This is a genomic window from Maledivibacter halophilus (assembly GCF_900167445.1).
Classification (GTDB): Bacteria; Bacillota; Clostridia; order Peptostreptococcales; family Caminicellaceae; genus Maledivibacter; species Maledivibacter halophilus.
The window spans coordinates 105,407-117,149 of sequence record NZ_FUZT01000006.1 but is presented as its reverse complement, the minus strand read 5'-3'; the positions used below and the strand labels follow the sequence as shown (position 1 = coordinate 117,149).

15 protein-coding genes are annotated in these 11,743 nt (G+C 30.7%); 2 read left to right on the top strand and 13 right to left on the bottom strand.

Annotated elements, in window-relative coordinates; all coding sequences use genetic code 11:
• Positions 1–8: 8 nt before the first annotated feature.
• From hypB to B5X81_RS12630, 12 genes are all read right to left on the bottom strand, one after another.
• The gene (hypB, locus tag B5X81_RS12685; protein WP_079492165.1) at positions 9–677 is read right to left on the bottom strand and encodes a hydrogenase nickel incorporation protein HypB; all 669 of its coding nucleotides are present in this window, start codon (positions 675–677) and stop codon (positions 9–11) included.
• Position 678: 1 nt separating this feature from the next.
• The gene (hypA, locus tag B5X81_RS12680; protein WP_079492164.1) at positions 679–1,020 is read right to left on the bottom strand and encodes a hydrogenase maturation nickel metallochaperone HypA; all 342 of its coding nucleotides are present in this window, start codon (positions 1,018–1,020) and stop codon (positions 679–681) included.
• Entirely contained in the window at positions 1,013–1,489 is a 477-nt protein-coding gene (locus B5X81_RS12675) for a hydrogenase maturation protease (RefSeq protein WP_079492162.1), read from the bottom strand. The genes hypA and B5X81_RS12675 overlap by 8 nt, the downstream gene beginning before the upstream one ends.
• Positions 1,490–1,491: 2 nt before the next feature.
• Positions 1,492–2,901, bottom strand: a complete 1,410-nt coding sequence (locus tag B5X81_RS12670; protein ID WP_079492161.1) for a nickel-dependent hydrogenase large subunit — start codon at positions 2,899–2,901, stop codon at positions 1,492–1,494.
• Positions 2,902–2,912: 11 nt separating this feature from the next.
• Complete coding sequence (locus B5X81_RS12665; protein ID WP_079492159.1) at positions 2,913–3,785, bottom strand: hydrogenase small subunit; 873 nt, start codon at positions 3,783–3,785, stop codon at positions 2,913–2,915.
• Between the two features lie 18 nt (positions 3,786–3,803).
• Positions 3,804–4,217, bottom strand: coding sequence for a cytochrome b5 domain-containing protein (locus B5X81_RS12660; RefSeq protein ID WP_244282085.1), 414 nt, complete (start codon positions 4,215–4,217; stop codon positions 3,804–3,806).
• 199 nt (positions 4,218–4,416) lie between these two features.
• Entirely contained in the window at positions 4,417–5,082 is a 666-nt protein-coding gene (locus tag B5X81_RS12655; protein WP_170917405.1) for an ABC-2 transporter permease, read from the bottom strand.
• On the bottom strand, positions 5,075–5,944 hold the full coding sequence (locus B5X81_RS12650) for an ABC transporter ATP-binding protein (RefSeq protein WP_079492156.1): 870 nt from the start codon (positions 5,942–5,944) through the stop codon (positions 5,075–5,077). The genes B5X81_RS12655 and B5X81_RS12650 overlap by 8 nt, the downstream gene beginning before the upstream one ends.
• A 2-nt stretch (positions 5,945–5,946) precedes the next feature.
• A complete protein-coding gene (locus tag B5X81_RS12645; RefSeq protein ID WP_079492155.1) occupies positions 5,947–6,321 on the bottom strand; it encodes a GntR family transcriptional regulator in 375 nt (124 codons plus the stop codon).
• A 320-nt stretch (positions 6,322–6,641) separates the two neighbouring features.
• Complete coding sequence (locus B5X81_RS12640; protein WP_079492153.1) at positions 6,642–8,108, bottom strand: ABC transporter ATP-binding protein; 1,467 nt, start codon at positions 8,106–8,108, stop codon at positions 6,642–6,644.
• Positions 8,109–8,120: 12 nt separating this feature from the next.
• On the bottom strand, positions 8,121–8,846 hold the full coding sequence (locus B5X81_RS12635; protein WP_244282084.1) for an energy-coupling factor transporter transmembrane component T: 726 nt from the start codon (positions 8,844–8,846) through the stop codon (positions 8,121–8,123).
• Positions 8,847–9,443 (bottom strand): MptD family putative ECF transporter S component, encoded by a 597-nt coding sequence (locus B5X81_RS12630; protein WP_079492152.1) that lies wholly within the window; start codon positions 9,441–9,443, stop codon positions 8,847–8,849. It abuts the gene before it with no gap.
• Positions 9,444–9,689: 246 nt separating this feature from the next.
• Here B5X81_RS12630 and B5X81_RS12625 point away from each other — a divergent pair, with 246 nt between their 5' ends.
• Positions 9,690–10,001, top strand: a complete 312-nt coding sequence (locus B5X81_RS12625) for a hypothetical protein (RefSeq protein ID WP_079492150.1) — start codon at positions 9,690–9,692, stop codon at positions 9,999–10,001.
• Between the two features lie 92 nt (positions 10,002–10,093).
• Entirely contained in the window at positions 10,094–10,675 is a 582-nt protein-coding gene (locus B5X81_RS12620; protein WP_079492149.1) for a helix-turn-helix transcriptional regulator, read from the top strand.
• 61 nt (positions 10,676–10,736) lie between these two features.
• On the opposite strand, the gene B5X81_RS12615 is transcribed toward B5X81_RS12620, so the two are convergent.
• On the bottom strand, positions 10,737–11,549 hold the full coding sequence (locus B5X81_RS12615) for a class I SAM-dependent methyltransferase (protein WP_079492147.1): 813 nt from the start codon (positions 11,547–11,549) through the stop codon (positions 10,737–10,739).
• Positions 11,550–11,743 lie beyond the last annotated feature (194 nt).

Sequence of the window (11,743 nt, the reverse complement as noted above, 5' to 3'; positions counted from 1 at the left end):
ATCTTTACTTATTGTTTTTTCCTCCTCTTAAGGTTTATTTCCTTCTCTAGGTAACAACACAATTCCTTTATGCCCTTTTCTTTGGTGCAGGAAGTTTCAAATACCTTTATATTTCCATTTAAAGACTTTATATCCTTATAAAACTCATGGATATTAAAATCCGTATACTCTATTATATCCGTCTTATTTAGTATTACTGCCTTAGAACGCTGAAACATTGATGGATACTTAAGGGGTTTATCATTTCCCTCAGTCACACTCATTACGGTTATTTTCATATCTTCGCTTAAATCATAGGCTGCCGGACAAACTAAATTGCCAACGTTTTCTATTACTAAAAATTCCAATGAGTTCATATCCATACCTTCAAGGGCCTTATCAATCATAGCAGCATCCAGATGACAGGCACCTACTGTATTTATTTGAACAACATCTATATTATATTTTTCTATTCTTTCAGCGTCCTTTGTAGTATACAAATCTCCTTCAATAACTGCCATATTGACATTATCCTTTAAATATTTTATTATCTTTTCAAGTATTGAAGTTTTTCCAGAACCAGGAGATCCCAGCATGTTTATGGATAATATCCCTTTTTCCTTTAAAATTTGTCTGTTTTTATGGGCAATTTCATCATTATTCCTGAGTATATTTTTATCTATTAATATCTGTTTCACTTTACTCACCCTCTATTCTATCCAATAATAATTCATACCCCGTAGATATATCTGTACTTTCATTATTACATTTTGGACAAAGCTTATTTGTATAACTAATAAAAAAATTCTCTTTACAGTATTTGCAATAAGCTCTTGCTCTTACTCTCTCTATTACTATCTTAGAATCCTCACAAATGGTTTCTTTAGCCACGGCTGTAAAAGCAAAGCTAAGGGCACTTTCTTCTATGCAGGTAAATTCACCAATTTTTAATCTTATTTTATTTACTTTATGCAAATCATATTTCTCAGCTGTTTGATTTACGATTTTTAAAATTTCTTGAGCTACAGCCACTTCATGCATTATATTCACCTGCTTCAATATTTTCTAAAATATTTTTGATATTATTAAGTACTTTATTACATATCTCATCAAACCTGGATATTAGAACATTTGATAGATTTAAACCAAAATCCAAATTAAAAACTTCTATTCCAATAATACACCCTTTAATACTTTTTCTATAGGCTGTTATTATATTTACAAGACTAAACTGATGCTGTGAAGCAGGCCTATTTAAATATTGACGGGCCTGCTCAAAGGAAAGAAGAGTTACCTTTCCTGGCTTTAAATCAAAACACGTACTGTCTACAATTATAATAAAGTCATTATCATTAATTTTGTTTAGGCAATATATAAAATCTGTTTCTCCTATTATAATCTCTATATCTTCATTGATAAGCTTGATTTTATCTTGAATCTCTTCTAATACCTTTAGGGCCACCCCATCATCACCCATAACTCTATTTCCAATACCAATAATCCTTATCATATTCAAACAACCCTTATATTAATATTTAGATCTCTATCACTTATAATATGGGTAGCACAGGATACACAGGGATCAAAGGACCTTACTATTCTTCCTATTTCCACAGGATTTTTTGGGTTTTCCACTGTGGACCCTATAAGTGCTTTTTCTACAACTCCCTTCACTCCCTCTGAATCCATCGGTGATAAATTCCAGGTTGTAGGGGTTATAATAGTATAATTTTTTATTTTCTTATCTTCAATGGAAATCCAGTGGCCCAAAGCTCCCCTTGTAGTGTCCCTAAGACCAATTCCCTTCGCCCTTTCAGGTATTTCATATATTTTTTGATCCGCTGGTTTTAATTCAATCTTTGATAAGAGATTTTCCATTATATTGCATACCTTTTTTGCTTCTAATACCCTAGCTATGGTTCTATCCATAGTAGATATTCCCCTAGTATATCCCCCACTGAGCCACATCCTTGCCAAGGGGCCTACTTCCATTGGGTATCCATTATATCTAGGTGCTTTAACCCAGCTGTATGCCCTTTCTTTATAGACATCGGCCTTGGTATATCCTTCCGTGGGCTCTATATTTATCTGATTTGCCTTATACCAAGCATAATATATATTTTCAGAAATTTTATTGTGATCAAGAGCATCTCTTTTATTTTGTATTTCGATTCCCGGCGATACATACCTTAAGGGTTCATCTACATAGTCATCAAAAACCCCATAGCTCATGAAATTACCATAGCCCTTGCCATTATAAAAATAATCATTATAATATTTAGCTATAATTTTTACATCTTCTACCATTATATTTTCTATGAAGGATTTTATAGCTGAAAATATTGATTTTACCTCTATGAATATTGAAGCATTCATATTTACTGTTATCCCTCCAACAAATACACCATGATTATGGGGTGCTTTTCCCGCAAGGATAGCCAGCATTTTATGGGCCTCTCTACTGTATTTTATTGACTCAAGGTAATGATTGCTTAGTTTTTCATTCAAGGCCTTTGGAAGTCTGTAATCTCCATAGGATTCCTTGTACAATGGATTGATTTTAGGACCATTTACATAATCTGGAAAGGTATATTGATAAAAATGTCTTAAATGGTTTTGTAGAAATTCACATCCATGTACTACCTGCCTTATCATACTGTCATTTTCATTCGGTACTACCTTTAATGCCTCTTCTAGGGCACCAGCCGATGCTATCGAATGGGCAGTAGAGCAAATTCCACAAATTCTCTGGGTAAGATATATAGCATCTAAAGGAGGCCTTCCTTCAAGAATTTTTTCAAAGCCTCTAAAAAGCATTCCACTGCTTTTGGCATCTACTATTTTATGGTTTTCTATTTCTACTTCTATCTGTAAAAATCCGCTTATTCTAGTAAGTGGGTTTATTATTACCTTTTCCCCCATAAAATCCTCCTTTAATATCTAATAAATGGTTCCATACTGTCTGGAAATCCACTTCTTGCACATCCTATACAGGGAGTATTGTCTCCTATAGGCCAATTTGTACTGTCATTCCATCTTCTTATTGGGCAATCGGTTCTGGTAATAGGACCTCTACATCCTAGTTTAAACATACATTCCTTTTCTCCTAACCTTTCTGCAAATATTCCCTTATCAAAATAGGACCTTCTTGTACATGTATCGTGAATTGTTACTCCGTAAAAAATTACTGGTCTATTTTCTTCATCTAATTTTGGTTTTCCAAAAGATATTATATGAGCTATTGTTCCTATTGCCCACTGAGGATGACTAGGACATCCTGGAATCCTTATAACTTCTCTATCGAGGTACTCATACACACTCTTACTTGAAGATGGGTTTGGTCTTGCCGATGAGGGACCTCCATAGGATGCACATGAGCCTACTGCTAAAACATATTTGGCTTTCCTTCCAGCAATGGTTACTGCTTCCATTCCTGTTATAAGCTTACCTTCATGTCTAGCTATAACATTATAAAGTCCATTATCCTTTGTTGAAACGGCACCTTCTACCACAAGAATAAACTCTGTCTCTAAGGTTTTTAAAAATCTATCAAAGGCCCTTTCTCCCTCTTGGGCCATTAAGCTATTATTGTATGTAAGATTTACCATTTGATTTAATAAAAATATCACATCGGGATCCTCTGCATTTAATAATGATATGATGTTCCCTGAACAGCCACAGGCCTCAAGCCAAATAAGATTTATTTTTTTAATTCTATTTTGATCTATACCTTCTATAGTCAAATCAATTATCTGTCTTGGGATATTCCTTTTATTCTTCAATATGGGACATTTTCTGCTATCCAATATATATCCCCCCCCATTTCACTTCAAAATCCCGATCTTAGGTAGTTTTTTTAATATTTCACTTCCTCCATGACATCTGGCAAACTCCTTTGTCGCATCGGTTCCTGCATATATTCCAAAGTGAGTACCGCCACCCCAAGTCGCTTCACTGCTTACATCGTAAACTATGCCATTGACAGCTATATAGGCTGGCTTACCACCGGATCCATTATTTTCTTTTAATTCTTCCATTGTGAATTTCCTTACTTCCCTTGTATTTGTATTATTTAAATTAGTCATTAATTGAGTTAATCTTCTCATTTCCTGGATAAGTAATTGATTGTAATATTGTTTTTGATAGGGATGTATAGTAAATCTAATCATCTTTTTAAAATAATTTATATTTTCCTTTGTTTTATTTATTTTAAAATTGATTTCTCTTTCATTCTTCAATTTATTCACCCCATATTTTTAAAACTAAATATTCTAATATATAAATACTTAAATACAGGATGTACTATTACAAAAATAATATATTATATAGTGAATCAAAATTAAATAAATATAGCTCCCCTTAGATTAGACAGATTATTTTATCTGTCTAATCTAAGGGGAGCTATATTACTTTTAAACTTATAGTAAAAGATTTTATTTAAAATTCTCTTTTATTATAAATTACCATAGAAATTGTAAAGGATACGAGTCCAGCTCCAATTATAATTCCTATAAAAAATAAACTTAATAAAAATTCATTTTGAGAATTTAAAAATATGATAAGCTTATCTAGCCCTTCATTTTTTCCTCCATAATCTAAAATATTTTTCAAAAACACAGGTCCAACAAAAACCATAATAAAAACTATAAAATTAAATATTTTGGCTTTAACATAGCCAAATTTAAAATAAGTAGGTAAATATGAAAAGGAAATTAAAGAAATTCCTATTAAGGATCCAATTACACTACCTATTTTTAATTCTATGCTTATATTTAAAAGATTAAGACTGTCTAATACAAAACCAGCTAAAATCATGCTAGCTAATCCTAATAAAGTAAATAGAAATACAGAAATATATCTATAAAGAACAATTTTAAATCTTGAAATTGGGAGACTGTTTAAAACAACTTCACTATTATTCTTATCATCGTAGGAAGTTGCATACATCATTAAGGTATGGGCTATCATAACAGTTCCTATAGAATAAACTACTGCTAACTCACCTATATTTTTAGATAATACAAAAACAACAAAACTATAAAATAATGGAATCCACAAATATTTTTTTATAATATAAAAATCCTTTACTAATAAATTATGCATTTTTTTCACCCCTTCTAACGGTATAAAGCATAATATCATCAAGAGTAGGTCTTTCTATTAAAACCTTCTCCCTATATTCATCTTCAATATCATCTATTCTTGATACTAAGCCTTCAAATCCATAATCACTATTTTTTATTCCTATAAATTTTTTCTTTAATTCTTCAGTTAAAAGATCCCTTCCTCCTTTTACTATACGATAACTATCTAAAATTTCATCCTTTGGTTTTGAAAACACCAAGCTTCCATCGTTAATAAATGTTATATAATCTGCTATCTTTTCTAAATCAGTTGTTATATGGGTTGAAAAGAATATTGACTTCTTCTCATCCTGAATAAATTCCATTAAAATGTCCAGTATCTCATTTCTAAAAATCGGGTCAATTCCTGATGTAGGCTCATCCATCATAATAAGCTCAGCATCATGGGATAAAGCAAGGGCTAAACTAAATTTCATCTGCATTCCCTTAGACAATTCTTTGATTTTTTTATTTTCCTTTAGATTAAAAATCTCCATATATTTATAAAACTGATTATCATTCCAATTAGTGTAAAAGTTAGAAATGATTTTTTTCATATTTTTTAATGTTATTTCATCATAAAAGTAATTCCTATCATATATAAAACCTATTCTTTGCTTAATTTCTTTTTCATGCTTTATATTATCTAATCCAAATACCTTTATTTCTCCACTATCTCTTTTTAAAAGGTTCATTATTAATTTTATAGTTGTACTTTTTCCAGCCCCATTTGGTCCTATAAATCCCATAATATAGCCTCTATCTAATTTAAATGATATATTATTCAATTTAAAATCATCATATTTCTTTGTAAGATTCTTTATTTCTAAAATGCTTTCCATCTTTACTCCTCCTTAAAAAGTATCTCAAGTATCCTTTGAAGCTCCTCCAGGCTTAAGCCTAGGGCTTTACTTTCCTCAACTGCTTCTAAAAGCTTGTCTTCTATTATTCTCATTCTTTTTTCCCTTAATAATTCCTTATTTTGACTGGCTACATAGGTTCCCTTTCCCGAAACGGTGTTAACAAAACCCTCCCGTTCCAGCTCTTCATAGGCCCTCTTGGTTGTAATAACACTTATTTGCAGTTCCCTTGCAAGGCCTCTGATAGAAGGGAGCATCTGACCTTCATTTAAATTTCCATTAATTATTTCGCTTTTTATTTGATTGATTATCTGCAAATATATAGGGTCTTTACTTGAATTAGAGATAATAATATTCATATTGCTCTCTCCTCTTGGAACAATTTTAAGTTAGGCTAATTTAAAACCATGTATATCGTATATACTGTATATATAATACATATACAGTATATACACACTTTTCTATATTGTCAACTTAAATATAAAAAAATACCTATTATATAAAATTCTAGACAAATCATATAATAGGTATTTTTTTATCCTATTCACAGCTAATTTACTCTATCCTTAAATTTCAATTATATAGATTTCCAATAGTAAAACTTAATTTATGCATATCAAAATATCCAGTTCTTTTAAGGATTTTTGAAATATATAAATTAACTGTTTTACTGGAATATCTATATAGTTTTCTCACCTATAAAAATTTCCTTAAGCTCTTCAAGTGGTTTTTCTATAATTTCAAAGTTTTCTCCTTTTCTATTATCATTAAAATACAAAGTCCTATTGCAGATCTTCATTATGAATTCATAATCATGGGTCACAACAAATATAATCTTTTGCCTTCTTGATAATTCTTTAATGAGTTTCCCAACCCTAAGCATACCATCTAAATCAAGTCCACTTGTAGGCTCATCAAATATAATTATTTTCTTACTGCACAGCATGCTAACAGCAACAGCAGTTCGCTGCTTCTGTCCCCCTGACAAGGACATGGGATGACGTTTACGGCATTCATAAAGGGAAAGTTCTTTTAAAGTATCTTCTATCCTCTCCTTATTTGGATTTTTACATCCCAAAAAGCACTCTTCTTCTACAGTTTCTGCAAAGAGCTGATAATTTACATCCTGCATAACCATATAAGAAAGCTTTAGTCTTTCCTTTGAACTTATTTTTCTCCCATTCCATAAAAATGTACCGTAATAATCTTTATGTAATCCACAAATTGTCTTTGAAAGGGTTGATTTACCAGCTCCGTTATTGCCTATAATTCCAATAATATCACCAGGAGCTGCATTAATATTTATATTCTTTCTAATAGTTTTTTTACCATACTTTAAGGATAAATTTTTAATTTCAAAAATGGGTTTTTCATTTATAAGTTCCTTATTTCCTACTTTAACATTTTTAAGGTCCATTGTTCTAAGTCCCTTTTTAACCTTTTCTTCTCTGCTGATTTTTAGAAATTCATTCATTCTATATGCCTTAGAAATTCTCCCTTTTTCCATATAAATTATCCTATCAACAATATCCTTAAGATAATAAAGCCTATGTTCAGCTATTACAAGTGTTTTTCCCTGTTTCTTTAATAGAAATAAGATTGATCGCAGTTCATCAATAGCATAAGCATCTAAATTAGACGAGGGCTCGTCGAGGACATATACATCGGGTGACAAAGCATATACCGAAGCAAAGGCCACTTTCTGCTTCTCTCCACCAGATAATTTAAAAATACTTTTCCCCATAAGATTTTGAATTTTTAAATCATAAATTGTTTTGTTAACACGATTAATAACTTCATGGGGAGGATAAGCCAAATTTTCAACTCCAAAGGCTATTTCACTATTGGTATCTACATTGAAAAATTGGGAACGGGGATTTTGAAATACAGAACCTACTTTTTCTGCAATTTTATACATAGGAGTATCTAATATATCCATATCTCCTATCGTGACATCTCCCTTTAATTCCCCTTTATAAAAGTGAGGAATTAAGCCATTTATAAGTCTAGTAAGGGTTGTTTTCCCACATCCGCTTTTACCACATAATAAAACAAATTCACCTTTATTTATTTTTAAATTTATATCTTTAATTCCTTCATTTCCACTACTGTTATAGATATAAGTAACTTCCTTAATGTCAATCAAAAAATCACCTCTTTATATAAAAAATCCAGCTATTAGCAGGGTTAAAAAAATAAGGGCCCATAGTAAATCTGCAAAGCCAAAGCTTATTCTTTGCATACATGTTCGAGGTCTTGGATTATCTATCCCCCTTGTAATAGCCGCAGCAGAAAGCTCATCGGCAATTTTTGAGGCAGAAATCATCATTGGTACATAAATATATTCTATAGTCATTATTGGATGTACTAAAAAACCTAAAAAGGATGAGGATATTCCCCTGATATTCATGGCATCTTTAATATGATTCCACTCTTCTCCTGCCATTGGAAAATATCTAAGGGTTACCGCCAGAGGAATTACAATCTTCTTTGGCATATGTAATTTATTCATAGCTGCCATAAATTCATTAACCCTTGTTGTTAAAATAATAATCCCCCCAAGCATGGCACAGGGAAAAATTTTTCTGACAAATACGGCAAAGGTCACTATTATAAGTCTTAAAATGCCATCTAAAAACAACGGCCCCAATATTTGTACTGCCACAAGGAATAAATATATTCCACTAATTTTAATAGAATATTTATATTGCCCATGAAAAATACCAAAAGCTACAATGATGGCAGCAAGAAAAAGCTCATAAATAAGGCTTGGAGCAATAAGAACTCCTATATTACCTGCCAAGAGAATAAAAAGCTTTGTTCTAGGGTCTAGATTAATAAATCCTTCTCTTTTTCTTTCTTCATATACCATAGATAAGCTCATTTAAACAATACCTGCTCTTTCAAAATGTTTCTTTAATAGTTTCTTTCCAACAAATCCCCCTAGTAAAGCTGAAAAAATAGTCCCTATAATCATAGCAGGTAAAACCCAATCCTGGGCAGTTTGAAGCATAGTTTCCATATAAGCAGTTTCTGTTCCCTTTGAAACTAAATAATCAATATATGCTTCTTTATTAATCCAAACCATAGCATAGGAGGCTATAGGATTGAGGGAAAATATAACAAAGCTCATCATATTCATTTTAAGGCTTTTATACTTTCCTATAGCTGCAATTTCACCGGCAATAATTCCTAAAACAATATAAGCCACTGACCAAAGCCAAAACATCCCCGTTACAAAAATCAAAATTCCCATGATTACACCTAATATAATGGTAGGTCCTCTTTTTGGAACCTTTGCGAGAAGGAGCATATACACAGTCCCTGTAAAAAATGCAACAACCACAGGTAATAAAAATGTAGTAACAGGATTAGGGGCAACAAACATACCCGATACCATTGTTACTATAAAAAATATAGCAGAAAATATCCCAGTAGTTATTAAATCCTTGGAATTTAATGATCTTTTTTCTGATAACATATTATTTCTCCTTTCTTAATCCCTATAATAATTTGATATTTTTCTAAATCAATGATAAACTATAATCATTCTATATGATATTAATTATCATTGTCAACTGTCTGCGAGAAGTAATATCTTAATCTTAAATATGCTCTATAATGGCTACATCAACAATTTACATAGATCTTTAAATTAACTTTTGCGTCCTGTTGGGCAAAAAATATGTCTTTTTGGAACTTAAATTATAAGAAAGGAAAGATTAAAATGCCTACTAATGAATATATTGAAGGTAGTGGCTTAATTGCATCCCAGCTTGGCTTTAAAAACAGCCTAATTGCAAGGGAAAATTATTATGAGCTGCCTCCAGAAAGGGGAAAGGGCTATATTTATCAGCTCCACTACAGCCAGGGCTTTTTTATTGCTTTAGGAGATTATATATTATATAAACCCTCTGAAAGATTTTATCATATTGAGGAAATGTTTATGGAAATATATTATTTCCAATCGGGAAATGTACTGAATATAGAAGAGGGAAAAAAACTCATAAAATTAAAACTGGAATTAATATTTATTTAAATAGAAAAAAACCAGGAAAAGTATACTATAAGGCAAATACACCAATTAAATATATTAGTATAATTCTTTTTGATAAATACCTTAAAAACTACATGAAAACTAAGTTTCCTAAGGTAAACTTTCATCAGTCCCAGGCTTTTGATTGGAAAAATGAAAATTATAATACTCATGAATTAACTCTTATATTTTTGCAATTACAGCACAGTCTTAAATCAAATAAAAAAAACTCCATGTATTATGAAAGTAAGATTGGAGAAATTCTTGCACTTATTATAGATAATCATAAAAATGGAAATCAAAAACAAAGGCAAGAAGAAAAGGCCCTTCTTTCTGACGACATTAAATACCTTCAGCTTGTTAAAAAAGAGCTGGATATAAATTTTTTAAATCCCCCTACCATGGAAAAACTTTGCAGTATTTCAAATATGGGAGCTACTAAATTAAAAAAATCCTTTAAAATTAATTTCGGTACAACTATTTACAATTATTTAAGAAATGTTAGAATGAAAAAAGCTATTTTCCTATTATCAGAAAATGAATTAAATATTTATAATATTGCACAGTCTGTGGGGTATAAAAGCTCAAGTAAATTTTCTAAGACCTTTAAAAAAATCTACGGTATGACCCCTAGTGAATACAGAAACAGTCTAAAATTTAATACATTACCAAAATAATGAGTATATATTTCTATATTCAAAGGTGAATAAAGGAGAAGACAAATAAGCCTTCTCCCTATTATTTCTCAAAATATATTAATGCATTTTTTCTTTCCATATTAATGGAAACCTTACCCCCTACTCCACGTTTTTCAATGGATTTTCTTAAGATAGACAATTCTTCTTTACTTGGATTTTGAGGAAAAATCCTGTTAACATATCTATATAGAGCTTCATCAATTGTCAGCTCCATCCTTTTCTTTTTATTCATTATCTTAACACTTGGATAAAATCCTTCTAAATAAAGAATATTATAGATATACCAAAATTTATCCCTACTAAACTCATATTCTTTTCCGTGGATTTCCCTATAAAGCTCAGCTAATAAATCTTCCTTCATATTAATATGGGTAGAACAAAATACACTTTTCCTTGATGCTGAAATAAGCTTTTGAATAGATTCATAGGAATCTAAGACAGGACTCATGGATGCAAAAACCAAATCAAATTTATTTCTCCAATTTAATTCATCGATATCAATTTCTTCCCAAGGAATATTAAAGAGTTCAATTTTTCCCATATCAATACCATTTTCTATACAATTGCTCTTAGCATATTCCATCATTTTATGGGATAATTCAACCCCCTTTAATTTTGCTCCTTGATTCCATAGAAGCACCAGATATTTACCAGCACCAAATCCAACATCTAAAACTGATTTTCCGTTAAGGTCCATAAATTGCTTTAAGAATTTAATTGTATTATCTTCTTTTTCCTTTATGTCCTTTGAATAGGAATAAAATTCCTCGGCCCTTTTGTCCCATCGAGCCTTTGATTCTTGTAAATCAATCTTTCTTTCCTCTAATTTTTTTATAAAATAATTTTTATCCATTTATATATATTCTCCTTTATGTAAGCAAATTGCATAATATATTGTATGACTCTGGAGGTTATAAAGCTTTGTTTTTAAAACAAATTTAAGAAAAGAAGATTATATCCTATATTTAAAAAGATATTTTTTAATAGCTTAAACCTTAAATTGTTAGTAAGATAAATTACTATAGAATTGACATTTATGATTATAAC